Annotated in this window: 23 protein-coding genes; 15 read left to right on the forward strand and 8 right to left on the reverse strand. The window is 46.0% G+C overall.

The features are described from left to right. The first annotated feature begins 102 nt into the window (after positions 1-102). Positions 103-591: a GNAT family N-acetyltransferase gene (locus tag QUA90_RS22205; RefSeq protein ID WP_333329604.1), complete on the forward strand. Its 489-nt coding sequence runs from the start codon at positions 103-105 to the stop codon at positions 589-591. Positions 592-680: 89 nt separating this feature from the next. Further along, the gene (locus QUA90_RS22210; protein WP_333447755.1) at positions 681-1,445 is read left to right on the forward strand and encodes a methyltransferase domain-containing protein; all 765 of its coding nucleotides are present in this window, start codon (positions 681-683) and stop codon (positions 1,443-1,445) included. A 242-nt stretch (positions 1,446-1,687) separates the two neighbouring features. Here the strand turns inward: QUA90_RS22210 and folD are convergent, their stop codons facing one another. Then, entirely contained in the window at positions 1,688-2,557 is an 870-nt protein-coding gene (gene folD, locus QUA90_RS22215) for a bifunctional methylenetetrahydrofolate dehydrogenase/methenyltetrahydrofolate cyclohydrolase FolD (RefSeq protein WP_333447757.1), read from the reverse strand. A gap of 144 nt (positions 2,558-2,701) precedes the next feature. On the opposite strand from folD, the gene QUA90_RS22220 reads away from it, so the two are divergent. Together QUA90_RS22220 and QUA90_RS22225 are read left to right on the forward strand one after the other, a co-directional pair. Then, positions 2,702-3,127 carry a DNA-binding protein gene (locus QUA90_RS22220; protein WP_333329598.1) on the forward strand — a complete coding sequence of 142 codons (426 nt, stop codon included), beginning with the start codon at positions 2,702-2,704 and terminating at the stop codon, positions 3,125-3,127. Positions 3,128-3,348: 221 nt separating this feature from the next. Then, positions 3,349-3,771 carry an NUDIX hydrolase gene (locus QUA90_RS22225; protein WP_333329594.1) on the forward strand — a complete coding sequence of 141 codons (423 nt, stop codon included), beginning with the start codon at positions 3,349-3,351 and terminating at the stop codon, positions 3,769-3,771. Between the two features lie 100 nt (positions 3,772-3,871). Here QUA90_RS22225 and QUA90_RS22230 read toward each other — a convergent pair whose 3' ends face one another. Continuing rightward, positions 3,872-4,420 (reverse strand): LeuD/DmdB family oxidoreductase small subunit, encoded by a 549-nt coding sequence (locus QUA90_RS22230; RefSeq protein WP_333042404.1) that lies wholly within the window; start codon positions 4,418-4,420, stop codon positions 3,872-3,874. A 177-nt stretch (positions 4,421-4,597) separates the two neighbouring features. Here QUA90_RS22230 and QUA90_RS22235 point away from each other — a divergent pair, with 177 nt between their 5' ends. The 5 genes from QUA90_RS22235 to QUA90_RS22255 all read left to right on the forward strand — a co-directional run bounded on the left by QUA90_RS22235 (position 4,598) and on the right by QUA90_RS22255 (position 12,874). After that, positions 4,598-5,476 (forward strand): hypothetical protein, encoded by an 879-nt coding sequence (locus QUA90_RS22235; RefSeq protein WP_333447759.1) that lies wholly within the window; start codon positions 4,598-4,600, stop codon positions 5,474-5,476. A 533-nt stretch (positions 5,477-6,009) separates the two neighbouring features. After that, positions 6,010-8,235: a GAF domain-containing sensor histidine kinase gene (locus QUA90_RS22240; RefSeq protein ID WP_333329585.1), complete on the forward strand. Its 2,226-nt coding sequence runs from the start codon at positions 6,010-6,012 to the stop codon at positions 8,233-8,235. Between the two features lie 442 nt (positions 8,236-8,677). Next, positions 8,678-10,357: an AarF/ABC1/UbiB kinase family protein gene (locus tag QUA90_RS22245; RefSeq protein ID WP_333447761.1), complete on the forward strand. Its 1,680-nt coding sequence runs from the start codon at positions 8,678-8,680 to the stop codon at positions 10,355-10,357. A gap of 224 nt (positions 10,358-10,581) precedes the next feature. Then, positions 10,582-11,667, forward strand: a complete 1,086-nt coding sequence (gene galT / locus QUA90_RS22250) for a galactose-1-phosphate uridylyltransferase (RefSeq protein WP_333447763.1) — start codon at positions 10,582-10,584, stop codon at positions 11,665-11,667. A 94-nt stretch (positions 11,668-11,761) separates the two neighbouring features. Continuing rightward, complete coding sequence (locus QUA90_RS22255) at positions 11,762-12,874, forward strand: M24 family metallopeptidase (RefSeq protein ID WP_333447765.1); 1,113 nt, start codon at positions 11,762-11,764, stop codon at positions 12,872-12,874. 223 nt (positions 12,875-13,097) lie between these two features. Here QUA90_RS22255 and QUA90_RS22260 read toward each other — a convergent pair whose 3' ends face one another. The 4 genes from QUA90_RS22260 to QUA90_RS22275 form a co-directional block, all read right to left on the reverse strand. Beyond that, positions 13,098-13,349, reverse strand: coding sequence for a TIGR02450 family Trp-rich protein (locus tag QUA90_RS22260; protein WP_242725377.1), 252 nt, complete (start codon positions 13,347-13,349; stop codon positions 13,098-13,100). Between the two features lie 760 nt (positions 13,350-14,109). Further along, positions 14,110-14,334 (reverse strand): hypothetical protein, encoded by a 225-nt coding sequence (locus QUA90_RS22265; protein WP_006635912.1) that lies wholly within the window; start codon positions 14,332-14,334, stop codon positions 14,110-14,112. A 565-nt stretch (positions 14,335-14,899) separates the two neighbouring features. Continuing rightward, positions 14,900-15,055, reverse strand: coding sequence for a hypothetical protein (locus QUA90_RS22270; RefSeq protein WP_333329573.1), 156 nt, complete (start codon positions 15,053-15,055; stop codon positions 14,900-14,902). Between the two features lie 771 nt (positions 15,056-15,826). Beyond that, positions 15,827-17,662, reverse strand: coding sequence for a caspase family protein (locus QUA90_RS22275; protein ID WP_333447767.1), 1,836 nt, complete (start codon positions 17,660-17,662; stop codon positions 15,827-15,829). Between the two features lie 281 nt (positions 17,663-17,943). Between QUA90_RS22275 and QUA90_RS22280 the strand changes: the two genes are divergently transcribed. The 5 genes from QUA90_RS22280 (at position 17,944) to QUA90_RS22300 (ending at position 21,775) form a co-directional block, all read left to right on the forward strand. Further along, entirely contained in the window at positions 17,944-18,645 is a 702-nt protein-coding gene (locus QUA90_RS22280) for a V4R domain-containing protein (protein WP_333084954.1), read from the forward strand. Between the two features lie 93 nt (positions 18,646-18,738). After that, positions 18,739-19,005 (forward strand): hypothetical protein, encoded by a 267-nt coding sequence (locus QUA90_RS22285; protein ID WP_333042386.1) that lies wholly within the window; start codon positions 18,739-18,741, stop codon positions 19,003-19,005. 170 nt (positions 19,006-19,175) lie between these two features. Next, positions 19,176-19,646, forward strand: coding sequence for a phycobilisome protein (locus QUA90_RS22290; protein ID WP_333211707.1), 471 nt, complete (start codon positions 19,176-19,178; stop codon positions 19,644-19,646). Positions 19,647-19,703: 57 nt separating this feature from the next. Then, positions 19,704-20,366: a V4R domain-containing protein gene (locus tag QUA90_RS22295; protein WP_333329567.1), complete on the forward strand. Its 663-nt coding sequence runs from the start codon at positions 19,704-19,706 to the stop codon at positions 20,364-20,366. 242 nt (positions 20,367-20,608) lie between these two features. Further along, the gene (locus tag QUA90_RS22300) at positions 20,609-21,775 is read left to right on the forward strand and encodes a pentapeptide repeat-containing protein (protein ID WP_333447769.1); all 1,167 of its coding nucleotides are present in this window, start codon (positions 20,609-20,611) and stop codon (positions 21,773-21,775) included. A 17-nt stretch (positions 21,776-21,792) separates the two neighbouring features. On the opposite strand, the gene QUA90_RS22305 is transcribed toward QUA90_RS22300, so the two are convergent. Both QUA90_RS22305 and QUA90_RS22310 read right to left on the reverse strand, forming a co-directional pair. After that, a complete protein-coding gene (locus QUA90_RS22305) occupies positions 21,793-22,263 on the reverse strand; it encodes a phycobilisome protein (protein WP_333329561.1) in 471 nt (156 codons plus the stop codon). A gap of 38 nt (positions 22,264-22,301) precedes the next feature. Then, on the reverse strand, positions 22,302-22,784 hold the full coding sequence (locus QUA90_RS22310; RefSeq protein WP_006635922.1) for a 2Fe-2S iron-sulfur cluster-binding protein: 483 nt from the start codon (positions 22,782-22,784) through the stop codon (positions 22,302-22,304). Positions 22,785-23,286: 502 nt separating this feature from the next. Between QUA90_RS22310 and QUA90_RS22315 the strand changes: the two genes are divergently transcribed. Beyond that, positions 23,287-25,224 (forward strand): serine/threonine-protein kinase, encoded by a 1,938-nt coding sequence (locus QUA90_RS22315; RefSeq protein WP_333447771.1) that lies wholly within the window; start codon positions 23,287-23,289, stop codon positions 25,222-25,224. The last annotated feature ends 665 nt before the right edge of the window (positions 25,225-25,889 follow it).

Consider the following 25,889-nt stretch of genomic DNA (forward strand, 5'->3'; position numbering starts at 1 on the left):
ATGATTGATACTTTAAAAGTATAAGTTGTTAGTCAAACATATATTGGACATTAATGATGATATTTCATACAGTGATTAATAGGCGAAATTCAGAATCAAAAAATGGCAAATTTGGATATCAAAATTAGAGAAGCAGAGCTGGTAGATTTGGAACTAATTCTGGCTTTTATTTCGCAGAAATCAGAATTCGATGGAGTTCCACATCTTTTAGAAGCAACAGCAGACAAATTGAAGCAAACACTATTTGTCGAGTCTCCCCTAGTGCGAGTATTGTTGGCGGAAGTTGGCGACACAGCGGTAGGGTTTGCGATGTTTTATGCTTCCTATTCAAGTCTTTTGGCGCAGCCTTGTCTTTGGCTTGATGATTTATTTGTCCTAGCTCCTATGCGCGGTATGGGAGTCGGTACAGCACTGTCAAAGTCTTTGGCACGAATTGCTGAGTCCACAAATTGCGGGCGAATGGAATGGACTGTTAATACTGGCAATGCGCCGGGAATTGCTTTTTATCAAAAGCAGGGAGCGCGGATTTTGGAAAATATTAGGGTTTGCCGTATTGATGGAAGTGCGATCGCCCAACTCGCTAACAAATAATTTGATTTGTTTTGTGAAGAAGGTTTTTTGTTAACCGCCGAGAACACAGAGAACACAGAGAAAGAGAAGACAGATTTAGGGTAGTTATCATGGCACAAAATTCTTGGAATACCGCTCTTTATGAGGGAAATCATGCTTTTGTTTGGCGGTACGGTGAATCGCTTTTGGAGTTACTAGATCCGAAGGCTGGTGAACAAATTCTGGATTTGGGCTGCGGTACGGGGCAGTTAACTGAAAAAATTGCTCAAAGTGGTGCTTTTGTGCAAGGTATTGATTCATCTTTGTCGATGATTTCCACGGCAAAAGTAAACTACCCTCACATCAACTTCGATGCAGCGGATGCGATGAATTTTCAAGTAGAAGAGCCGTTAGATGCTGTGTTTTCTAATGCGGTTTTGCACTGGATTAAACAGCCGGATGCTGTGATTAATTGTGTGGAAAAAGCGCTGAAGCCGGGAGGGCGTTTTGTGGCTGAGTTTGGGGGTAAGGGGAACGTGGGGGCGATCGTCCGCGCACTTTTGAGTGTTTTGTCAGAAATTGGCTGTCAGGAGCCTGAAGCGCTTAATCCTTGGTATTTTCCGAGTATTGGCGAGTATGCTGGGCTTTTGGAAAAGCAGGGATTTGAGGTGGGTTATGCCGTTTTGTTCGATCGCCCGACTCCCCTAGAAGGCGGCAGCGCGGGTATGGTAAATTGGATTGAGATGTTTGCTGGCGGGTTTTTGTCGGGGTTGTCTGATGATGTGCGATCGCAGGTAATTAACGCAGTTGAAGAACGTTTGCGGCCGACGCTGTACCGCGATGGTAATTGGAGTGCAGATTATCGCCGAATTCGCGTTGTTGCGGTCAAGCAGTAGGGTGCATCGCCACCCTTAAATCTGCAAATCCGATAGACAATATCACAGCGACGCACCCTACGGTAAAGTCAGGTGCGTCGCCACCCTTAGATATTCCAATAGGATCAAAAGTTTCAGCAGCGACGCACCCTACATTAGGTGTAGTTGTAGGGTGCGTGGCTTCCTGAAAACTTGATCGATTTTTCACCAGAATTTTCGACAGCGATGCACCCTACGTTAGGTGTATTTATAAGGACTAATTACTACTTAATACTGTAGGTCGAAACGGTATTTTCCAACAGCATAGCAACAGTCATCGGCCCGATTCCTCCCGGCACCGGCGTGATAAATTCCGCTACTGTTTTAACAGCATCAAAGTCCACATCTCCGGCCAAACGACTCGTACCGTCTGGATTGACAACGCGGTTAATACCGACATCAATTACTACTGATCCAGGTTTGACCATATTAGCTGTAATCATTTCTGTGCGGCCGACGGCGGCGATTAGAATATCGGCTTGGCTGGTAATCGATTCTAGGTTTTTCGTCCGCGAATGAGCTACTGTAACAGTACAATCGGCTTCTAACAGCATCAGCGCCATCGGTTTACCTACCAAAATACTGCGGCCCAAAACAACGGCGTTTTTTCCTTTCAAATCAATCTGGTATTCTTGCAATAACCGCATCACTCCGGCGGGAGTACAACTCCGCAAGCCTTGCTCCCCGCGCACGAGACGGCCTAAATTTACAGGGTGAAGTCCGTCAGCATCTTTGTCGGGGGCAATTTGGTACAGCAGCGAAATGGCATCTAAGTGTTCTGGTAGCGGTAATTGAACTAAAATGCCATCTACTCGATCGTCCTCGTTGAGTGCCCCAATTGCAAGTTCTAGTTCGGCTTGAGTAGCGTTGGCTGGGTAATGCTGGCCGAAGGAAGCTATGCCAACTTTAGCGCAGGCTCGCTCTTTGTTGCGAACATAGGCTGCGCTAGCTGGGTTGTCGCCCACCATCAGCACCGCAAGTCCGGGAGGACGCCCCTTTTGGGGTTGTAGGGTGCGGACTCGATCGCTCAGCTCGGTTTGAATCTTTGTCGCTAAAGCTTTGCCATCTAGTATTTGAGCAGTTTTGGCATCCATTGTAGACTCTGGGTTAGGGGCTGACGATTTTAGATTTTAGCTTAATCCCCGCCAAGGACTACACTAGAGAAATTTCTTACTTGCGATCGATTCTTGGGATTCTGTTAAAGTAAGTCGTATCTCAAATCTCAACTCAGTTGACCAATGACTACTGCAATTAAGCAAGTTTGGGTTCAAAGATTCTGCACCGGCTCTTTATCGCTAATCCTCGCCAGCGGTTTTTTCAGTTGTGGCAATTTACCTCTGTCTCAACTTAATCTTGGCTTTAATGTTGCTAGCATTGGCGACGTTCAACAAAAGCGGCAAGTGGATGCTGAAGTTTATCTTCGGGGAAAGGTAGAAAATCGCGCTCCGTTTGTGGGGAATGCGGCTTATCAACTTGAGGATGGTACGGGCAGTATTTGGATTTTAACCAAGCAAGATTTGCCCCAGCTTGGGGATGAAGTGTTGCTGAAGGGAGAAGTCCGCTACAAGAGTATTACTCTGAAGGAATTGGCCGGAAAAGATTTAGGTGAAGTTTATGTTGAGGAAATGGAACAATTAAAGCGCACTCCAGCAGCTAATAAATAACAATACGAAGATGCTAATTTATTTCCATAAGTAAGTCTATTTCATAAAAATCAAAGGTTTATAGTTGTGATTGGGCTATTGGGAGCTGTTTATTTATCTTAAAAGTTCATTAATCATAATATTAGGGTCTGGGCGGGTTTACCTATATTTTTAGTTAATTTTACAGATGTTGGTGAACCCGCTTCTACAGCAATTTCTGCCTTCTCTCTTCTTTCTAACACATGACTAAAATTCACGTTGCGATCGCGATTTTGTACCAAGACGGCAAGTTTCTCTGTCAGTTGCGAGACGATATTCCTCATATCAGGTATCCCGGACATTGGGCTTTGTTTGGCGGACACTTGGAACCGGGAGAAACTGCCCAAGTGGCTGTATTGCGGGAATTGAAAGAAGAAATTAGTTATGCTCCTGCAAGTGTTTCTTTTTTCTGTTGTGATGTCGAAAAAGATGTGGTTCGCCACGTTTTTCATGCACAACTTAGTGCGGATGTCAACGATTTAGTTTTGCTTGAAGGTTGGGATATGAAGTTGTTGACACCGGAGCAGATTCGGGCGGGAAAATGCTTTTCTGAGCAGTCAGGAGATGTGCGACCTTTTGGCATTGCTCACCAGCGTATTTTATTGAATTTTATTGACTCGATGTGAGAAAAGTGCCACGCACCCTAGATGGGAGGGGTTTGAGCAAAGAGATATTCGTAAGGTGGACGGCAGAGCCGCGCACCCTACATTGCAGGGATTTTAACAGTTAAGAGCGAGCCGCAATCATTCCCGTTTGGCGCGCGTAGTCAAATAACCCTCCGGCATCTATTACCGGGCCTACTTCTCCTAAAGGTTTGAGTGAGAAAGTTCGATCGAGAGTGTGGTTGACAATTACCTCTGCTGTAAAGTCGATCGTCACTTCTTGGCCTGTTACAAACAAGTCGCAGAGTCGCTCGACTGATTCGATCGGGTACAATTCGCCAGTAGCCGAGCAATTGCGAAAGAAAATGCGTGCGTAAGACAAAGCTACCACCGCTGTGACGCCAGCAGCCCCCAGAGCTATCGGAGCGTGCTCCCGCGAAGAACCGCAGCCAAAATTTTCGCCCGCTATGATAATCGGATACCGGGTTTTTTGTTCACCGGATTCGATAAACTTACCGTAGCGATCGGGCAAGCCAATCATCGCGTAACTGCCTAGTTTCTCGTACTCGTCCGGCTTCGAGGGAACCAGGGTCAGGTATTCTGCCGGGATAATTTGATCTGTATCGATGTTGTCGTCTACAACAAAAATTTGACCGCTAATTACTTTACCCATAGTTTATTTCCTGTTAGCCTCGCTCGATGCTGTGGTGATAATTTTAAGTGGATCGGTATGCAAGATTTGCATCTGTTTATTTTAACCTGGCAGTGTCAGTGATAACCTGTATGAGTAAAAATTAGATCCGAGACTTTGGGTTAACAATTAACAATTGCTAAGCGTCAAGATAGTTTTATGGCAAATCCAATAGATGACATTGCTCGACAAGCTCGCGAGGGCTCGGTTGCATCGATTATTCAAATCCTTAATGACGAACTGGCACAGGTAGGGGTGAGGGCCAGAGCCGTGTTTGCAGACGGCGTGCTGCAACTGCTGTGCGAAGCTGCAACGCCCCAACTGCTCGAAGAGTCTAGTTTGGTCGATCGAGTCCGAGAAATTTTGGAACGCATTTCGCCCCACAATATTCGCCGAGTCAACATCAACAGCCGGCTTGTCCGAGAACACCAACTGCTGTGGCTGGAAGAAATTAGCCGCGATCCAGATAATCAACTTTTGTGGTCTCAAGAAATTAAACTCCGAAAGCCGAATTTGTTCAAGCGTTTAGCTCTGAGCAAGCATCACGAACGACAAGCTGTGGCAGGCAAGCGGGGTTTGCCGAGAATGGCTATACCTCGATCGATGCAGCAACCGCGGCAATTTCAGCGCGGTATCGTCGGCGGCATCAGCTTGACCGTGCTGTTGCTTGCAGCAGCAACTGCCATCTACAAAGGACTTAATTCCCAAGTGCCAAACAGCAAACAAGCCACCACCCAAGCCGTAGCAACTGCCCCTTCCTCGGAGGCAAAACCTGCTTTGAAAATTTCTAAGGAGACTGTTAATTCTGCTGTTGACTCTTTTGCCCAAGCAGTGCGAGTAGCCGAACAAGCAGCCACCCAAGGCAAAACCGCTCAATCTCGCCAGGATTGGTTAGTCGTAGCTGCTAAGTGGCAGCAAGCTTCCGATTTGATGGCCGCCGTGCCTTCCAAGCATCCCCGCTACACAACGGCTCAGAACCGGACGGCACTTTACCGCCAAAATAGCGATAAAGCCCAACAGGAAGCACAAAATAAGTAAGCAGGTAAGTCTGATAAATTTAAGCCTAGAGTTTGCCGCGCTGCTCTCGGTGTTGTGAAAAATGAGTTTTTGAGTCAAAACTCGGAAACTCTCAGCTATAGTTATGAGTGATAATTTGGGGATTTTGAATTTTTGCGATCGGCATTACTCGATCGGCCGATTTGTATCAAAATAAAAATTTGTTAAGATCACAAACTTAAAGAGGAAACATCACAGGGTGAGGAGATGGGTGTCACTAAGCGGTCTCTAGAAAACCTTCATACTACTAATAGCCGTCAAAATTAGCGGGAATGGGGTTGATAATCATCCGGTAAAGGATGCTAAAGTTCCTCCCGTACAGATCAAAGGGTAGAAAACAGGAAAATAGAACTCGGTCAGATCTGGGTATATTTTTACATATCGAGCGACCCGCCGACCGGCTGCACAAACACAGAAAGCAGGCTCATAACAACGGTCAAGCCGACAGTTATGGAAAGGTTCTAGATTGGCAGCGGGAGCCGGCTCAAACATCTTAGAATAAAGGCTTGGTTGCCATGATCGATCGCCAGGGAAATCAAGACTTTACTTCGATCGACCGATCGCCGTCAGAGTCTTGCACTTTGTATTTTCCGCAAATCGCAGAACCAGTATCAGTCCAAAAATTTCTGGATCGTCTTATGCAGTTCCAGGTCGATCCTGCCCTTCTTGGGCGACAAATTTGCCAAATTCTCGCCACCAGCTTTGATCGAGAACTCCTCCTGCTGCAAATAGCCAATACTTTGGGGGTTGCATGGGGGGCAGATTTCTGTTTAGTTACTGCTGTGGTTGACCAAAAAGTAGTACATCCGAATGCTTACTGGCAAAATAGCAGCGATTTCCCCTATGTTGCCGGTGTTGCCGATTCCACCGAAACACCGGAACACCCCAAAACCCCTAGATTAAAACCGCCTAGCATATCACTCGAACATCCTGTTTGGGCAAACGTCCTAGCAGACGGCGAGATAGTGGCGATATCCGACTATCTTGATATTCCGGCAGCTTCATCGCCCAATTCCCCTGTGACTGCGCTGCCTTTTCGGGCAATTCTGGCAGGGCCTGCGCGATTTGGAGGGGCTGTAAATGGGATGATGATTGTTGGTAAGTCGCAACCTCACGAGTGGTCGGTAGCCGATCGGCAGCGCCTTGAAGCAGCATCAGACGCGATCGGCAGCGCGATTTCTCACATTCAAAAAACTCAAGAAATTGCCAGCTTAAACAAACAGTTACAGCGACAAGCTAAATACAAAAATCTACTCAGGTCAGTTGCTGCCTCGATCGACACAAATTCAGAAGTCGATCGAATATTGCAGCAAGTTATTGAAAATACCGTCGATACCCTGGAAGTAGATAGAGGCCAAATCCTGCTATTGAAATATACAGATCCTCTATTTACAACTCGCTCCCCCAATCAAACTCCCAAAGCGAAAATCGAATTAGTTTGCGAATCCGTTGCAAAAAAAAATCCAAAGAAACAGCCAATAGCAAAAAGCGCTACCGGAAAAAAAAGCTCAACATCCAAAACAAAAAACAAAGATAAAACTGCTAATCCCCCATCCAAAATCCCCAACTCACAACCAAATAACTATCCCGCTTTTTGGCTGTCAGAATCTAATTTGTGCCACCAAGCATTCCACAGCGCACCCAAACCCCTCGCCCTCGCTGATGCAGGCGCATTAATCGGCAAAGAACAAGAAGCGGCCACAGAAATTTTGAAACTCCAAGACATTCGCGGCTTGCTGCTGGTTCCCCTCACGGGCCGTAGCTACCAGGAAACTGTTTTGGGTTTCTTGGTTTTGCAGCACTCGAAGCCGCGCAATTGGAACCCGGAAGAATTAGAAGTTCTCGAATCAATCAGCGCTCAAGTGAGCAAGATGATTATCCAAACTCAAACGCTTAAGGAATTGCAAACCTTAGTCTTCGACAGAACCTCTCAGTTGCAGCAAAGCCTCGACGTGCAGGGGAAACTGTACGAACAATCTGCCAATCAGCTAGAGCAAATGCGGAAATTGAAGCTGATTAAAGACGAGTTTCTCAGCACTCTGAGTCACGAGTTGCGTACCCCTTTAACAATCATGAAGCTGGCGATTCTGATGCTCAAACAAGCTGAACAGCCGTCAGCGAATCGGACTAAGTATCTCGACATTCTAGAACAGCAGTGTTCTAAGGAAACTGCTCTGGTTAACGATTTGCTGGCCCTCAAGCAGTTTGAGCCTCAGCAAGTCCCGATTTCTCTAATCAAAATCGATCTCAACCGTTTGTTTCAAGATTTAGCTGGGGATTTTGAAAAACAGTGGGCGGATAAGCAATTGACTCTTAAGGTGGATTTGCCCAAGTTGACCCCTTGCTGGGAAACTGATCTGGACATTCTCAATCGGGTACTGCTGGAACTGCTGACGAATGCTGGAAAATACTCTGCTTCTGGAACGGCGGTAGTTTTGGAGGCGTCTGAGGCAGCCGGCTATATTGTCCTGAGCATTTCTAATTTCGGGCGTGGCATTTCTGCTGCTGATTTGCCCCACATCTTTGATAAGTTCCGCCGTGGCACTGGCATTACTGACCAAGCTATCGCCGGTACGGGTTTGGGTCTGGCGCTGGTAAAGTGTTTAGTGCAGCACTTGAATGGTACTATTGATGTATCAAGCTGTCCGGTCGAAAGTTCAGAAGCTGACACTTTGTGGCGCACATCTTTTACTTTGACTCTGCCGCAATTTGCAGTGGCACTCTGTAATGTAGAAGAATAGTTCGGTTGAGAAGTTGTTGGGAATTGGCAGCGAACAGGCAAAATTAGAAGACTTGCCAGAAAAGAGAGATTTGGAAATGTCGTAAACACTACCAAGTCCTCTGTTTTGAATTGTTGATCTAGTTGCCGTCTAAATTGCCGGTTCTCGATTGCTGATTTTCCACAGGACTTATATTATGTCTGGTTATTGGCCCGTAATTAGCGCCTGTTTGTAGTGAGTACGACTGTCCTATATTTATGAATTAATCAGGACTTGTATTACTTACTAGGAACTTAATTATAATTGTATAGTCGGATATGATATTACGCAAGATAGACCAAAAAAACTGAGTTTTTTAACTGTTTCAAAAGCCTGCAACCCGTATTTTCGTACCAGCGGGTTTCTGCGTCCTGGATTGTTCCCTAAAAATTGTCATGGTGCATGGAATTTGATCGCCAATATTATGCTCACAAAAGCAGCACCTAAAACCCTGCGTTGGCAACGTTCTAAATATTCGCCACTGGCACGGCAAATAGACATTTTTGCAGCGGCGGGAAAGTTTATGTTTTTTTTGTGGTGGGACGCACTGCTGCAAAATAATTCGCCTCATACAAGAAGAATTCGCGCTCATTGGTTGGTCAATACTTTGCTGAATTTAGGCCCGACTTTTATTAAAATCGGGCAGTCTCTCTCGACTCGGGCGGATTTGTTGCCGCTCGAGTATGTGAAGGAACTCGAACAGTTGCAGGATCGGGTTCCTCAGTTTAGTTCGGAAGAGGCGATCGCTCTTGTAGAATCAGAGTTAGGCAAGGATATTTATGCTTTGTACCGCGATTTTGACCCGTCGCCCATCGCTGCTGCGAGTCTGGGACAGGTGCACAAAGCAAGGCTGCACACCGGGGAAGATGTGATTGTAAAGGTGCAGCGTCCGGGTTTGGAAAGTTTATTTGATTTGGATGTAAAGGCGGTGCGCCAAGTGATGCGTTTTTGCGATCGCTATCTGCCTGCGACGCGCAAATATGACCTAGAATCTATTTATCACGAGTTTTTTAAGATTTTATATCAAGAAATTGACTACCTGCAAGAAGGTAAAAATTCCGATCGCTTTAGCCATAATTTTCGAGAATATCCTCAGATTATTGTCCCGAAAGTCTACTGGCAATACACTACTAAAAAAGTGCTAACTCTAGAATATGCACCAGGGATTAAGGTGGACGACCGCATTAGTTTAGAGGCGATTGGAGTCGATATTGTGAAGCTCAATCAACTTGGAATTTGCTGTTATTTGAAACAGTTGTTAATTGACGGTTTTTTTCAAGCTGACCCGCATCCGGGAAATTTGGCGGTGACAGAAGATGGTAGCTTGATTTTTTACGATTTTGGGATGATGGCTGAGGTGAAGTCTCTGGCTAAAGACCAAATGGTTAAGACTTTTTTTGCTGTGATGAGAAAGGATACTGACGAGGTAATCAATACTTTAATTAAGATCGGCTTGGTTGAGCCGATGCCGGATATGATGCCGGTACGCAGGTTGATTGCTTTTCTGTTGGATAAGTTTATTGATAAGCCGATCGACTTTCAAGCTTTTAATGAAATTAAGAACGAACTTTATATCATGTTCGAGCAGCAACCGTTTCGCTTGCCTGCAGAAATGATGTTTATTATCAAGTCGGTGACGACTCTCGACGGCATTGCTAGAACTCTCGACCCTGACTATAATTTCCTAGCATCCGCTCAGCCTTTTGTCAAAAGTATTGCGGTGAGCAAGGGGCGAGGAAATGCGATCGGAGAATTGGCAAGGCAAGCGCGAAGTTTTATTAAATATAAGTTGCAGCAGCCAAGTAAAGCGGAAGTTTTTTTCAAACGTTTAGAGAAACGGATAGAAGATGGCGAGTTGCAAATAAGAGTTCGAAATATCGAGAGCGAAAGAGCCTTGAAACGCATGAATTTAGCCCTAAAAGCTCTAATTTTCGCTTGTCTGACTGGTTTTGTGTTTTTGTCGGGTGCAGTGCTGTTGGTGGGCGGATATCAAACGGGGGCGATCGCAGCTTTTGCGGTTTCGGGATTCGGTGGCTTGTTTGTGTTGCGATCGTTGTTAGACTTGTTGGTTAAGGAAAAGCTCGATCGAATAGTCGATCAATAAATATACTGGGTAATTGAGAATTGCGATCGTAAGCTGCTACGCATTTAAATTGAATCCAGATCCTGGCTCTCCGGCCGGTTCCACAATAGCACAGGGTAGGCTGACATTGGTACTGCAAACTAAACTTGTTAACATAATTTGCGACTTTAGATAGGGGCGGATTCTCAAAGCACGAAGTTATACTCCTAACATATATTAAACGCGATCGCCCGCCCCTACAAAAAATGTACGCCCAAACATTGCTAAAACCAGACGGCCGCCCACTCACACTGTACAGCCGCTACCCAATCCCAGAAGGTATCGCGGCCGTAAGTCCCAGCAATGAACCCGTAGAGGCCAACCCCCACTTTCGCTGGCATCCTTTGCGGGGGGAATGGGTAGCATACGCCAGCCACCGTCAGGGAAGAACTTTCATGCCGCCGCCGGAATACAACCCGCTGGCAGCTACAATTAACCCTAAGTTTCCGACAGAATTGCCGCCGGGAGATTACGATGTAGCAGTGTTTGACAACCGCTTTCCCTCGATGACTTTGCAAGCCAAAAACGCACCGGCAAATATTGTAGAAACTTTGCCAGCTAAAGGCATTTGCGAAGTCGTTGTTTTTACTCAAGATCCGCTAGCTTCCCTCGGCTCTTTAGAATTATCTCACTTAGAATTGCTGTTAGAAGTATGGGCAGATCGCACTTCAGTTATCGGCAGCAATCCCGAAATTGAATACGTCTTGCCCTTTGAAAATCGCGGCGTCGAAGTCGGAGTAACTTTGCACCATCCCCACGGTCAAATTTACGCTTATCCGTTCGTGCCACCGGTGCCGGCACGGATGTTAGAATGTCAATCGGTTTACTATCAAAAAAATAGTAGCGGTTTGCTGCAAGATTTGATTCAAAAAGAGATTTCCGACAAACAGCGAATTATTTATTTAGACGAAGAGGCGATCGCCTTTGTCCCCGCTTGTGCTCGCTACCCTTACGAAGTGTGGATTGCCCCGATCGCCCCCGCTGCTACATTTATCGATTTGACCCAAAAACAGCGTCAATCACTCGCAAAAGCCTTAAAAACAGTCACCCTCAAATATGACGGTTTGTGGCATCGCCCGTTCCCTTATTTGATGGCTTGGTTTCAAGGGCCCACAGATGGGAAACCCCATCCAGAAGCGCATTTGCACGCCCAATTTTATCCGCCCTATCGATCGAGCGATCGCCTAAAATACCTCGCAGGAACCGAACTCGCCGCCGGAATGTTTGCCAACGACGCTTTACCCGAAGAAAAAGCTAAAGAACTGCAAGCCGTATCTGTCAATATAAGCTGAAACGCATTTAAATTTTCAAGTAAAGTTTGATTCAATTATTGTGGGGTGGGCGTCCCGCCCGCCCAAAAAATACAATTTATATGCAATAAAGCTAATGATAAACTCATTAAATCAAGAAGTCGATCTAAAACTCGAATTCATCCGCAAAGCCTTAACCGAAACAAAAGCGAGATCCCTTCGCTTGCGAGGCACTGATTGGTTTGCCTGGGCCACAGCCGGCGGTTCCCATACAGTATTGCTAACCGCAGAAACCGGAGTGGCAGAACTTTTAATCACCGCTGAAACAGCTTGGGTTCTCACTGACGAAATCGAAGCTCAACGCTTGCAGGACGAGGAGTTGCCAGCCAACTTTAAAATGTACATATATCCTTGGGCTGATGTTGCACAGCGCGAAGCTTTTGTTAAAGAAATTACTGGTGGCGGTAACGTCATGAGCGATCGACCTTCTTCCCAAGAAACACCAATAATCGCATCTTTACAATCCCGCAAACACACAATGATGTCAAGCGAATTAGAGCGATACCGGCGAGTCGGGCGTTTAGCCAGCGAAGCGATGACAGAGGTACTTTCCGCAGCCAAACCAACATGGACAGAATATCAGCTAGCGGGAGCCGGTGCAGAGGCTTTGTGGGCGAGAGGTTTGCATCCAGCACTTACCTTAGTTGCTGGAGAAAGGCGTTTGCCACTGTACCGCCACGCCACAGCAACCGCCGAACAAATTGGACGACAAGCAATGTTAGTATTTTGCGCTAGGGGATGGGGTTTGTATGCAAATTTAACCAGATTTGTCTGTTTCGATTTTCTTGGAGAAAAGCATTCCGAGTTACACCGAAAAGTCAGAGAAATTGAAGCAGCCGCGCTAAATTTTTGCCGACCGGGAGTAACGCTGAATGCGGTTTATGATACGCTTAAAACTGCTTACGAAGAACACGGATATCCTCAAGCAATTGCGGAACATCATCAAGGCGGAACTACCGGATATTTGGCGCGGGAAATTGTGGCGAATCCGGCAACTTCAGATATTTTGGCAGAAAATATGGCTGTGGCTTGGAATCCGAGTTTGTCGGGAGCAAAAATTGAGGATACATTTGTAATTCACAGCGATGGAACGTTGGAAAATTTGACTTTCGATCCGAATTGGCCGAGTGTAGAAGTAGCGGGAAGGTTGCGCCCTGTGCCGCTGGAAATATGGGACGATCGACCTTAGTCAATTTAACTTATCGCCTTAGTAGAGAAAAAAGTACACTACCCTACAAAACGCATTCAACCGACTTACTTAAGCAAAAACGCTGCCACATAAGGGTTTCCGAACTTGTAGTCATGTAAAAGATTTTTCAAAACCTGCAAAGTTTCACTCCGTATTGGTTTGGATCGGAACGATAGCAGGAGGCGGCGGAAGTTCCCCTCACTCTACCCCACAACCCTGTCTTTTAGTCGGCAGTTTCTAGTTCCTCTAATTCTTGCGTAGACTGCCATCCAGCTTGCCACAGGGATCTGTCTTTGAGCTGTGCGGCGTTCAGCCAAAAACGGACATTTGGATCGCAAGCCGCCACCATTTCTGCAAATACCCATTTACCTTCGTTTTTTCGGTTGACGACTTGAAAGTGTCGCCACCCCCAAGTTTTTTGGTGTGAAGTCCATCGGGAACCAACTAAATAAGGAAATTTTTGTTTTTTGCTCACAGTATTTTTGTGGAAAAATATATTAGAAAGCAAGTGAATTGTAATATAGCCATCCTAAATCCTTTATGTAATTCTTGTAGGGGCCAACCCCCCCATGGTTGCCCCCATGAGGCCGGGGTAGGCAAAGAAAGGCACTATCCCTACATCTTTGTACGACTCCTGCAAGGATTGCTATAACTCGTTCTGTTTGATGATATTAATTCCCTATTAAAGCTCGTCAACTCCTCTCCCCCTCTCCGCTTCTCTCGAACATACCAAATAATATAGATCCGCAGCAGCTTACATGAGAGTTCGCCTAAACTCTATCTGCAAGTAGATGTTTTTATTGTAACTTCCAGCAGTTTCGCATCGGGGTTCAAAAGTAAGGGCAGTTCAATGACTGCCCCTGTAATTAGTTATACCTATTGAATAGGATAATTTTTCAGGCGATCCACAAATAGCAAATTTATCCAGTACGAGCTAAATCGTGAATCTCAAATCTAAAAGCAAATAACCCAGGTTATAGTTGTGCAGAATAATCCTTTCTGTGAAACTTACTCAAATCTACTTTTAGAGCAGGTTTGACGTTCACTTCCTGTTTCTAGCAAGGCGGTCGGCCGCTTCTTTTCCACAGGCGTGTTTTCGAGCCCAACTTTCCCTACAAACATTTTTTCAATCTTAATCGTGTTTCATTGATCCTGTACAGCTCAATAAAAACGCACTTTTAGGTAAGATTGACTAATTTCTTTGATTCTGTCCCTACCTCTTGATGACTTCCCTGTTAAGGCTTTTGGCCTGATAAGTCCAGAGGAAGTTGGGGAAGCCGGAGGCGAACCGCATTTGTTTGCAGCCAGAGAGTGATAGCGTGCTTCCGTTGCGGCGTCACGTACTCTCCCGGTCGGATCACGCCAGCACAGACGCCGATGTTTTTAATAAGGGTTTCTCGCTCCGATGAACTTGCACCCTGTAGCAACCTGACTTGGGCTTTGATAAAATCCACGTTCATAGCTGAAAGTAAAAGTAAGTAAAGAACTCAGTTAAATAGCGAAGCTTTGATTCCGATTGTAACTCTAAAACCAGTTGGTATGAATCAAATTGATTCAACATCCCCATCCTGGGGATCGCGGGGTCTAGAGCTAGCCAACTTTATTTACTTTATCTGTTTTTGCTAGCAAAAGTGTCACTATGCTAGCAGTTTTGGCAGAATTATTTATAGTTAAGAACTGTTACAAATTTGGCTCGATTTCCACAATACGGCAGAGTTTAGTGCTAACGCTACTTTCCTGAACTCAAAAAGTTCAGCATTGTCTCCAACTCCTTGCCTTCCTAGGTTTTAGACTCCCCGATTGGGAAGCGATCGCTCCGGGAACATTCCTCTTCGAGCGCCCCTCTTAACACCCCCACACTGCCACATCACCCTATTGATTTAGATCATCCCGTAGACTTGGCTGTGGACTATAACTTCAGGCATACGTGTTGTTACCGCGGCTACAATAAGCGAGCAAGTTTTTATTCTTGTTTCTCAAGAAAATATTTTTTTGATTTTCGTGCAAAGCCCTTATTTGTGTTAATTAAGGCAGCTTTATCATCTCCGGGCTAACGAAGACTCGCAGCTTGCGAATCCAGATAATTTGTACTCTGTGGCGGTGAATCTGTTTCCTGAATTCATTGGGGGCGATCGCTCCTCCGCCAGAATTGCCAGTAACGGCTCCTTTTGTATATTTCATAACAGATATGTCACTGTTCATAATTTAAAAACAGTACAAGTTTAAACAGTCTTCCATCCGTCGATCGCTCCTAATAGCCCACGAAGAGGGATAAAAATTTTTAACTCTGCATACCCAATTGTTTAAAGCGATTTTGCCTTAGCCACTTGCCTGAGATAGCAATTCGATATAGTTAAATTTGATGATGATTTAAGTTAAAATAAACTATAAACTTAGGTAATAAACATACCGAATAGAATTCAAAAATTAACTGTTTTAGTTAATTTTAACTTAACTTATTTAGGCTTTATTCATGATTCTTAGTAAACATTTTAACACCAATGCTTATTGTTAATGACAACTCATTTGTGACGGTGCAGGTGCAGATTTAGGGAACTTTGGACGTGAATTTAAAATATTAATTAACCTGGTTGCACAATTTGAGACCTTGTGGGGACTAGGGTTAGGCGTCTCGCCTGCTCTGAAAATACACGCCTTCGGGATCATGGGTTGATCGCAAAAAAACTTAAAATCATCACGCTATTATGCAACCCCCCATTAACAGCTCATACAATATCTTTTGCTCTACAAAAACTAACCTACCAGGCAGCATATAAAATCCCCTAGCGCAGAAGCTGCGGAGGGGAAATGGTGAATAAAATTATTGGTTTTAAATTATCGATGTGTAGATCTCTTTTGGCAGTATCAAAAGGTATCGAGCGATCGATCGACCTACTTCGGCCAGTCGCTAAAATAATTTCCCGGTGGGAAACCGAGAAATTATCAACTAAATCAACCTTTTTTCTGCTGGCGTTGGAGCTTAGTTTTCCAATTGGCGATCTCCTTCTGAGCCGGCTGATAACTCTTAGTACCCGACGGCACCAGCGAAGCAGCTTCAACTGCCTCTTTCAGCTTTCCTTGAGAGCCGCGCAACTGAGCAATTTTGAGAATACTTTCGCTCCACTCTCCAATTAACTGTTGAGCTTCTGCATACTTCGGCTGACCGGGTTCAATTTTATTAGCTTGCTGGATGCCTTTACTGTAAGAAGAGGCAACCCCCCGCTTAATTTGACGCTTAGCAGCCGATAGCAAAGCAATATTTACATCCTGGTCTTTGGATAGCTCCTCCCACTGAGCGATCGCCTGTTTCGACTGATTGTAAACAGGCTGATTGACATCCGGCATCAATTTAGCCGCGCCGATCGCCCCCTGGAAATCGCCCCGAGCAGCCCGCCCGTTAGCTATATCCAAAATCGTTAAACTCCAGCGCTCAATATCCTGCTGAGCCTGCGGGTAGAGCGGATCGCTAGCCGGAATCGTTCGAGCCTTAACCACCGCTCTATTAAAACTAGAAGCCGAACCATCTTTGAGGAAAGTTTTCGCCTCAGCCCACACCTGCTGGCTGGATGGTGGCTGCTTGGTTCCAGTCCCCGCTTGCAGCGCCCGCGGTTGGTTCTGCGATCCCCCAGTACCAGTAAATTTTTGAGATCCAGAGTTTTCGGCATTTTTAGCAGGCGATCGAGGATCTCCTTCCTGCTGACCAACAAAAATTGATTTGTTCGTCACAAAAACACCCAACAGCAGCACCAAAGCCGTAGCTGAACTCCATAAAACTAGCTGCTGCAAAAATGACTTATCCGACCCCCCGTTATGCTCATCCTCCGGCTTTTGCAAGTTCGGTCGATCGCCCCCCCCATCAGCCGGGCCCACAGCATTTGGTGGCGACACAGGTGGCATCTCAACCGACGAATCCTGAGCGTTACGAACTGCCGGAGGCACATCCATTCGAGCCGTAGCCATCGCCATTTGCGGGCGATCGAACCCATCAGCCGTACCAACCGCCATATTGCCGTTGCGTCCTGCCAACGCAGCAGTTGGTACCCCTGAAGCATCGGGCAAAATCACCAAATTAGCCTTTCCTGGAGGATTCACCACCATCAAAGGTTCTTGTTTCGGACGCAAATGGTGGTCACACAGCTCCGGCAGTCGATCGCTCAAAAAACGGTCTAAACCCTTAATAGTCATGCACTGTCCCGAGCGTAGCCCCTCCAAAAGCGCCGTCGTAAAAAACCCCTGACGCAAAGCCGAAGTTTCCCGCGAAACTTGATTAGGGCGGCAAGAAAGCACCGTCGGGATTTCCAGTTCCCGCGCCAGCTCGACCGTTTGAGAGCCGATCGTTTCCCCCGCTTTCACAATCTGGCTGCGGTTCATATCAACCAGCACCAACACCGTTTCCGTAGGAGCGTTTTTCAGAGTATTCAACAGCAACTCTACCGGAATCCCTGTACCCTGAATGTCAGCCGGATTGCCGTCAACCGGCATCAAATAATCCTTACCTTCATAGCTGACACCGTAGCCGCTAAAAAAACACCAGAGTAAATCTCCCTGTTGCACATGTTCCGCGCACAGGCTTTGGGTCAATCTCAGAATATTTTCCCGATTTGGATAGGTAGATTGACCCCACAGCGACGGCGAGCTATCGGTCATCAGCAGACATCCATCCGGTGCAAAACCCGCCTCCTCAGTCAAAAAACCGTACAGCGCCTCTGCATCCTCTTGGGCATAACTCAAAGGCTGGAGTAACTGATATTGATTGATGCCTATTGCAATACAAGCGTGATTTTTCATCCCCATATGCCCTATATATATAGTGGACAGCTTGCACAAAACGATAACACATACCCGTTTAAGGTTATACCCACTTTCGTCAGCACTCAGAGAGCAGTTGACCGCAGGCAGAACTCCCAACAAGCCCCCCAATTTAGCATCCTAGAATTTTTAATTTTTATATTGCAGTAAAAAATTATATCCTCTGCCTGCCTTTAGAAAAATAAAGTTAAATTGGATACACAGGCCCTTCTATTTGACTCTAATTTCACCAAACTACACCAAAAAGGAATAACCCGCCAATGGTCTCTACCGCCAAAAAAGAAATCTCCCCCCACAGCGAATCGTTACTGAAGCAAAATCATCCTAAAACTCACAGCCACTATAGGTTTCAGGATTTTTTTGCCTTCGATCGCCAGATGGGTACAATTGACGACTGGAATGAGTCACGCAACATTTTTACCAGCGAAGACTTCATTATCGGTTTGGTGGAGGGGCTCGAAGAAGAAGTCGGCCCCGCGTCCTCTGTCATCATGTATACTATTGGTTGCCAGTGGGGACTCCAAGATTCCGAATTTTTTCAAAAATGGTTTAGTGCCGAATACAGCCAGAACATTCGCCAGTCAAATCTCATGTTTCTGCTAGAAACTTGGTGGTGGCCTTTCACGGCTCAAGGTTGGGGTCGCTGGGAAGTAGACATGAGCGATCGCAAACACGGCTGCATCTTCATCAACCTCTTTGACTCAGCAGTTGCTCGCACTTTGGGCGACGTAGGCAAACCGGTTTGTCACCTATACGCCGGTTTGTTCGCCGGTTTCTTCGGCTCTTTAGTCAAAAAGCCTCTGAGCTGCATAGAACTCCAATGTTACTCAATGGGAGAAACCTATTGCAAGTTCCTGCTTGGCAACCCAGATAAAATTGATGCAGCAGCATTCTGGCTCAACGAAGGTGCGAACGCCCGCGATATTCAAAATCGACTGCAACACGGTGAAATATTGCGGTAAACAACCTGGAAAGGCACATCCCCTGCCCTGCCTTTCCTCCCACCAATTTCGCGATGAAAGTGCGATGGTGGATTTCTCCAGGCAGGAAGAAAGATGAAAAGTCAAACTTCATGGTTGGACCAATCTGTCCAAGAATTCTTTGGTCACTATAATTGGCTGGGAAAATCTTTAGAAACCCCAAATGGCTCGACTCCCGGTCAACTTCTGAGTTTAACCCAGCCAGTAGCAGACTTTTTTCAAGCTATTTCTTGGGAAGGAATTCCGGAAGTAGGTGCCCTACCCCTACCGCCACCCTTGCCAGTAATTTCTATTTCTGAACAAGCAGAAGTCACCATTGATGACCTATTTGACCTGTTTTAATCTGTGTGCCAAATGGAAAATAAAAAATAGGGCAATCCCTCATCCATCTTCCCTCACCCATCTTTCCTCATCCCTCAAAATCCATTAGTTAAACCCGTTAAATCCCGTACATAGCTCGTTGCCGAACTTCCTTCCTTTTATCAATTACCGATTACCACTTAATTAAAATCATGCACCCTGAGATTGAGGCGCTGCTGGATCAGGCAGAAAACCGCTTTTTAAAAGGCGAAGAACTCATGGCTTTTAAGCGTCAAGCTGTAACCCTTGTCCAGCGCTTAAAAATTTACGAATTTTTGCGAGAGAAGGAAGCAAGCATCTTCCAACCAGTAGCCAACAAACTACAAGAAACATTCCCCGACGAAAAACAAGAAACCTTAGAACGATCGCTCAAACATTGGGTGTTAGTCTTGCGGTACTGCGCTATGGCTATGCTGCTAAACGATCAAAATTTTCTCGAACAGCGCCTTGTAGACTGGCTTTCCGGCATAGTCGCAGCCCACCAAACTCAAAAAATCGAAGCAACTGTTTGCAATCTGCTGCAAACTCGTTTAAAAGAATTGCTTTCCGAGCAAGCCCGGGCTATATTGCAACCATTTTTTGACCAAGCACAGTCAATTATTATTGACCAAGGTAATAAATAATCAGCTTTCTTCCCAATTTCCAATTTCCAATTCCCGATTCCCAATTCCCAATTCCCGATGATTAATATTGCCGACTTACTCAAACAGCCCCGACTACCGGGAAACTACTTTGCCAGCGATGCCTACGTCCGAGGCGACCTCGAACTCGGTCTCCTCGAAAACCGCCGGGGCGATCGGCTCTTAGCACTCCCAGAAACACTGATTCAAGCTATTTATATTGGCTTAGAAAAAGAAACAGGTCAAGCCTCCCGCCTCGTGCTTTTCAACTGCGGTCGCTGGTGGGGTAAAAACTTCTACGTGCGTTTTTGCGAAGAAGTCAGCGAATACTACGGTCAGCCAGTTTCTGAAATGGAAATGGTAGAATTTCTTCAGTCCTTGCAGCAGTGTTGGAAAACTCATGGATGGGGAACATTTGATCTAGATCCCAGCTATTCCGAACAGGGATTTTTAATAGTAAAAATTGCCAACTCTCTTTTTGCTAAAACAGCCCCCAAGTCTAAGCGACCAGCCTGTTTTTTAGAAGCAGGTATTTTAAGTTCTTTCTTTAGTCAGCTTACGGGTCGAGAACTTCACTGCCTGCAAACATCCTGCGAATCATTGGGTTCGGACTGCAACCGCTTTATTTTAGGGCTGCGCGAGCGCCTCCAACCAGCAGATTCTATGGTCGAAGAAGGAAAAGACCATGAAGCTATTCTCAGTCAACTTTTTCAAAAAAACTGACTTATTTGACAGCTATTAGTTTGTTGCTAATAGCTGTCAAATCGATTTTTGGGCAGCCATATTATCGACCGTATCATCAAAACTGTGAGTTAAATTATAAAAAAGCTCGTGAGTTAAAAAATAAGGTTTTAGCAATTCAAATAAAACCTGATGAGAACTAGCAGCTAGAAACTTCATAACTTACTCTAGAAACTCATAAAATTTAAAAGCCATCAAAACCTCAAACATTTTGCTAGAACTTAATGGACGCCAATGAACTTCTAACTCGATATGCAGCCGGCGAAAGAGATTTTAGACTGGCAAATCTGCGCGGCATTGTGTTGAGTCCGATCGATTTATACCGTTCCAGCGATGCCCCAACTCTAATTTTGGCAAACCTCAACCAACACCAGCAACGACCCTACTTAATCGGCGCTAACCTCAGCGGGGCCGACCTCACCAAAGCCCATCTGAGCCGAGCCAATCTCAGCAAAGCTGACCTCAGCGGAGCCAATCTCACCGGCGCCAACCTCATGGCAGCCAGTCTGAGCGGAGCTAATCTCATCGGTGCTAATCTCACCGGCGCCAACCTAGCCGGCTCTCATCTGAATTGGGCAAACCTGACCGGAGCAAATCTTCCCAATGCTAATCTCATAGGTGCAGATATGAGCGCCGCTAACCTCACCAAAGCCGTTCTCACCGAGGCCAATCTCAGTAAAGCCTATCTGATTAAAGCCAATCTCAACGGAGCCAACTTCAAAGATGCTTACTTAAGTCTAGCGAGTTTGAAAGAGGCAGACTTGACCGAAGCACAGCTCACCGGAGCCGAATTATCCAAAGCCAACCTAGCCGGAGCCAACTTAACCCGTGCTAACCTCAGCAAAGCCAACCTGTTGAAAGCAAATCTTAGGCGAACTAACCTCACTCAAGCCTATTTAAACGGCGCGTGCTTGATCGGATCAGACCTTAGCGAAGCTTGCTTGGATAGAGCCAATTTGTGCAAAGCAGACCTCAGCAAAACCTACCTGAGAAACATCACTTTAAATGGCAGCCATTTAAGCGGTATTAACCTCAGCGGGGCAGACCTCAGCGGTGTAAACTTGAGCGGCAAACTTTTAACTGGAATTAATATGGCAGAGGCATTCTTGAACGAAGCCAACTTGAGCGGTGCTTATCTAATGGAAGCTAACTTAAGCGGGGCAAACCTCAGCAAAGCCAACTTGAGTCTAGCCTACCTGATCAATGCCGACCTGTCTAATTCTTGCCTGCATGAAATTAACTTGACCAAAGCTAACCTGAGTAAAGCCAACTTGCAGAAAGCTGACTTGACAGGAGCCAACCTCCGGGGAGCGATTCTCACTGAGGCGGATTTGACGGGAGCGAAGTTGATTGGAGCCACTCTTCCTAACGGCACAGTTTATTGGCGTTAACTGGTCAACCCCCTTGATTATTTGCCCAGCAATGTGCGGTTAATGTCCAGAATCGGAAAAAATAGGTTCCTTTCTTCCACCGTGAGATATTGTTTAAGGACTTTTTTCATCACATCATAGGTCACGGTTGCACTATTTCTAACTTGAACAGCGCCTAAAATAGTTTGCAACCAAAGTAGTAGCCGATCGCGCAACCGTTCAGTATCATTAATCAACAGTGCTGCAGCCGAATGCCTCAACACCCGCACAATATCTCCACGGCACTTTTCAGTCATATCGTTAGCCCCCCGGCGAAATAAATTAGGGTCTAGAGACAGCATTTGTGCTTCCACTTGCCGCATAATTTCTGTTTCAGAGGCTTGAATTTTTTTATAAGCACTCATCCGGTGATTCAAAGACTGAAAGTAGTCTTTCAAAAATTGGAGTTCTTCTGCACTGGCGTAGCGTCCATCTGTTTCCGTGCTCAAACGCGCAAGTTGGCTCAACATAGATTTTTCTCTACTACTAAAATACAAACATATCAGTTTTAAGCTTCTTTAGTCCGAACTAAATACTGTCCTACTTGAAAGCGGGTTTCATTAAGCTGTGTAACGATAGAACGAGTAATTAACTTTCCCGATTCTACAACTACTTGACCCGTAATTGGGTGTAATAAATCTTGCTGGGCCCGGCGACCGATCAAAGCTTCGACATTTTCAATCGCATTAATGTACATCCCCGCAGGCAACTGTACAACCACACCCTCACCCATAATTTGAGCCTGACAAGCAAGTCGCGAATTGGCTTTAGCCGTAGTAATGACTTCCAACGTTCTTCTCTCGCGGCGGTTCATGTCCGACAAGCCTTCCATGCCTTCTTTAATGTAAACATGGCAGGTAGCGCACATTCCCCGCCCCCCGCATTCCTTGAGAACGTCTAAGTCTTTGGAAAGTAAGGCAGACAGGATATTTGATCGGGTTTCGACTGCTATTTCCTCCGCAATGGGATCTAGTTTAATAATTTTAACCATATTGATGTTTACTCCTGTCAACTTCAGTATTTAGCAAGTTACGATCAACTTATTCAAAGCGCAAAAAAATTTGGCTAACACTCAAAAAGGTTAAGATGCCTTGACGAAAGCATCGGCTTCTGGCTCTCTAACCCCTATGGCATAACCGCACTTCTGTTTTGGTCATATCGCTGTTCCCTCGCCCCGATTCCCCAGCTTAGCCTTGAAAAGCTAAAACCTTAGATACTTTCTGGATGGCATTGAAAAAACTGTAATAGTCGCGATCGACTAAAATAGCAGCCACAGGTAGTTCCCGATCAGATACCGGCATCCGGCAAGATTGATAGTGATTCCGAAGCTCAAGGATTTTAGTAGGTGCGAGTGTGCGATCGCTCTCAAGGAGGCTGAGAATGAACCTGAGATAACATAGGCTGTACCTGGCGACCGATTCAAAAATTTGAATTTTTGTCAGAATTATTTACATATTTTAATACTAGCTCAAGCTTTTTCTATAATTAGACCGATGCAACATTCTAAGTACCGCATTTTAGGGCTAGTCGGACAAGGACAATTTGGTCGAGTCTTTTGTGCCAGCGTTCGAGAAGCTCCAGCCCAGGACTCCCGCCTCACCAGCCAACTGGTCGCTCTCAAAGAACTTAGTCATCAAAAAGCCCCAACTAGCGAATTCTTGCGAGAATTGTGGTTTCTGATCACCTTGCAGCACCCGAACATTGTTACCTGCCGAGCTCTAGAACACACAGCTACAGGCAGGTACTTGGTTATGGACTACTGCGAGGGAGGAACCCTCCGCAACCTACTCAAACAAGACCGCCCCTTGCGTCTGCTCGAAGGTTTACAGCTAGTCATGGAAGTTTTAGCCGGCTTAGACTACGCCCACCGCCGAGGCGTAGTTCACTGCGACATCAAACCCGAAAATATCCTCCTAACTTTAGGAGCAAAAGGTTGGTCGCCCCGGCTTTCTGACTTTGGCATCGCGCGTCGGCTGCCAGAAATTGGTACCACTCGCCTCCACCAAGAACTTTCTCCCGACGCTACCGTAGGTTCCCCCGCTTACATGGCCCCTGAGCGGTTTTACGGTCTTTTTTCCCCGATGTCAGATATATATGCAGTAGGCATTCTGCTGTTTGAATTGCTAATGGGCTACCGCCCTTTCGGGGGAACCCCCGGAGACTTGAGGTGGGCACACCTGAATCAACGCTTGCAATTTCCCGACGCCATCCCCGAACCTTTGCAAGCAATAGTCAAAAAATCTTTAGAAAAGCTGCCAGCCCGCCGTTTTGCCAGTGCTTCCCAAATGGCTCAAGCTCTGCGGCTGATCATGTACGACCCCGCTGTCAGGCAATTGGGCGACTGCATTATTCCTTGGGAAAGCCCCACAACCAGTATTGATAAAAGTCTGAAATCGGAAACTGACTCTTTGCTGGAAGTTGAAGAGGAAGAAGCATCACAGTCGGCTATTAATTTACTTGGGACTGTGCGCTATTCGCTTTCGCAGCCAAAGCCACTGATACTTCCTGCACCGTTGACCGCTTTAATTGCCACTGAAACGTATCTATATGCTGCTGTAGGTACAGAGGTCAAGGTTTGGTCTCAGCCGGGAAAACAGCTAGTTACAGGAGAAATGTCTACTTCTATTTCATTAATGGCGGAAATTGTGCGGGGCATTTTACCTGTTTCTCACGGCTGCTGCGTTCTCACTCCGCAAAAACTTTACTGGCTCAATGAGCGCTCTTGGGAGCCTCAATGTTTGCTGGATATGGGTTTGAGGCAAGGTCCAGATGCTTTTAAAGCTGCTGTCGACTCTCACGGCAACTGGTTGACAGTAGCGGTTCCCGGCGAACTGCGTTTTTATTCTTTAGCTGGAAACAGCACTGCGGGCGATCCGAAAAAAGCGCTGAAGCTGATCGCTACTGTGCCGTTACCAGAACACTATTTACCAGAATTAATGTTTTTGGATCGGCGACACGTCTTAGCAGTTTGGCCGGACAACGAACCAAAAAATCCCCAAACTATTTTTAGAGTTTACACTCGTCGTGGCACGCCTGTGGGTTCTGTGCGGTTGTCTGCCAGCGTCGGACAGATGCTGTTGACACCTGAGCCTTATACTTTGCTGGGAATTCCTCAAGGTGGTAAAGCGGCGGTGCTGTTGATGAAATTGTGGCCACTCAAGGTAGCGCGAATTCCTCTTGAAACTTTGCCTGTGTCTGCTTGTGTGGCTAATTGGGGATGGGTGTTGGCAGATGTTGGGGGGCAGATAGAAGTGTTAAACAGTCAAGGGATTCAAGTAGGGAGTTTTAGCAGCCCCGCCTCACCCCGGGCGATCGCTTCTTGGGGGAATAGAGGTTTGGTGATTGCTGTCAATACTGAGGAAGAGAGTCACTTGCACTTTTTAGATGTAGATGTTGAGGATACCAACTCGCCCTCGATCATCAAAGGCTGATAACTGGGGTAACTGAAGGAGTTTCGGGGTGTAATTCAGAAGAGTGTATTTGCGGGCGATCGATTCCTGGGAGTTTGATCTGGGTTAGAGTACCGTGTCGTGTCAGCTTCTGGATTTTGAATCAGAGGAATTGTTAAGGGCGATCGGCTCAATCTGAGACCCAAACGTCCCTCAGTAAAGTCCAAGAAATGCAGACACCACTTACATATATATGACTCATGCACCAGCCTGCTTCTGTCATCCTAAGCCCATGATGCAGCCTCACAGCTTACACTCTAACTTTGCCTTAGCTCTAGTCCCAGTAAGCCCCATCATCATATTGAACCACTGAGTTCTTCTACCGATTCGCGGGAGAGAGTCTGCCCCAAAGCCGTAATTTTGGTCTAAAAAAAGACCCCATAGTTAAAAGAGGAGTCAGCCAGGGGATACCGGAGCGGTGAAGGACAGCCGAAACCCTTGGTGTGTATAGGTTCCCCAAAAACTCAAAAATATTTTCACAAAACGCTTGACAACACCTTGCGGAATAAGTATATTAATAAAGCGCCAGAAGGGAAGCGGTTCACTGAACCACGAACTAAAGGTAGAAAACTGAACCTAGAAAAAAGAATAGTTTGAAAGCTTAAAGCACTATTAACCTCGTCAAAAAAATCAAGATAGAGAGTAAA

It is taken from the genome of Microcoleus sp. D3_18_C4, from assembly GCF_036702355.1.
Classification (GTDB): Bacteria; Cyanobacteriota; Cyanobacteriia; order Cyanobacteriales; family Microcoleaceae; genus Microcoleus.

Bases quoted from the DNA above. Each gene is read 5' to 3' on its own strand.
- QUA90_RS22245 (WP_333447761.1), top strand. From the start codon at position 8,678: ATGCTCACAAAAGCAGCACCTAAAACCCTGCGTTGGCAACGTTCTAAA.
- QUA90_RS22300 (WP_333447769.1), top strand. From the start codon at position 20,609: ATGGACGCCAATGAACTTCTAACTCGATATGCAGCCGGCGAAAGAGAT.
- galT (WP_333447763.1), top strand. From the start codon at position 10,582: ATGTACGCCCAAACATTGCTAAAACCAGACGGCCGCCCACTCACACTG.
- QUA90_RS22285 (WP_333042386.1), top strand. From the start codon at position 18,739: ATGAAAAGTCAAACTTCATGGTTGGACCAATCTGTCCAAGAATTCTTT.
- QUA90_RS22265 (WP_006635912.1), bottom strand. From the start codon at position 14,334: ATGAACGTGGATTTTATCAAAGCCCAAGTCAGGTTGCTACAGGGTGCA.
- QUA90_RS22295 (WP_333329567.1), top strand. From the start codon at position 19,704: ATGATTAATATTGCCGACTTACTCAAACAGCCCCGACTACCGGGAAAC.
- QUA90_RS22240 (WP_333329585.1), top strand. From the start codon at position 6,010: ATGATCGATCGCCAGGGAAATCAAGACTTTACTTCGATCGACCGATCG.
- QUA90_RS22210 (WP_333447755.1), top strand. From the start codon at position 681: ATGGCACAAAATTCTTGGAATACCGCTCTTTATGAGGGAAATCATGCT.
- QUA90_RS22290 (WP_333211707.1), top strand. From the start codon at position 19,176: ATGCACCCTGAGATTGAGGCGCTGCTGGATCAGGCAGAAAACCGCTTT.
- QUA90_RS22225 (WP_333329594.1), top strand. From the start codon at position 3,349: ATGACTAAAATTCACGTTGCGATCGCGATTTTGTACCAAGACGGCAAG.
- QUA90_RS22235 (WP_333447759.1), top strand. From the start codon at position 4,598: ATGGCAAATCCAATAGATGACATTGCTCGACAAGCTCGCGAGGGCTCG.
- QUA90_RS22275 (WP_333447767.1), bottom strand. From the start codon at position 17,662: ATGAAAAATCACGCTTGTATTGCAATAGGCATCAATCAATATCAGTTA.
- folD (WP_333447757.1), bottom strand. From the start codon at position 2,557: ATGGATGCCAAAACTGCTCAAATACTAGATGGCAAAGCTTTAGCGACA.
- QUA90_RS22310 (WP_006635922.1), bottom strand. From the start codon at position 22,784: ATGGTTAAAATTATTAAACTAGATCCCATTGCGGAGGAAATAGCAGTC.
- QUA90_RS22280 (WP_333084954.1), top strand. From the start codon at position 17,944: ATGGTCTCTACCGCCAAAAAAGAAATCTCCCCCCACAGCGAATCGTTA.
- QUA90_RS22220 (WP_333329598.1), top strand. From the start codon at position 2,702: ATGACTACTGCAATTAAGCAAGTTTGGGTTCAAAGATTCTGCACCGGC.
- QUA90_RS22255 (WP_333447765.1), top strand. From the start codon at position 11,762: ATGATAAACTCATTAAATCAAGAAGTCGATCTAAAACTCGAATTCATC.
- QUA90_RS22315 (WP_333447771.1), top strand. From the start codon at position 23,287: ATGCAACATTCTAAGTACCGCATTTTAGGGCTAGTCGGACAAGGACAA.
- QUA90_RS22205 (WP_333329604.1), top strand. From the start codon at position 103: ATGGCAAATTTGGATATCAAAATTAGAGAAGCAGAGCTGGTAGATTTG.
- QUA90_RS22305 (WP_333329561.1), bottom strand. From the start codon at position 22,263: ATGTTGAGCCAACTTGCGCGTTTGAGCACGGAAACAGATGGACGCTAC.
- QUA90_RS22270 (WP_333329573.1), bottom strand. From the start codon at position 15,055: ATGAAATATACAAAAGGAGCCGTTACTGGCAATTCTGGCGGAGGAGCG.
- QUA90_RS22230 (WP_333042404.1), bottom strand. From the start codon at position 4,420: ATGGGTAAAGTAATTAGCGGTCAAATTTTTGTTGTAGACGACAACATC.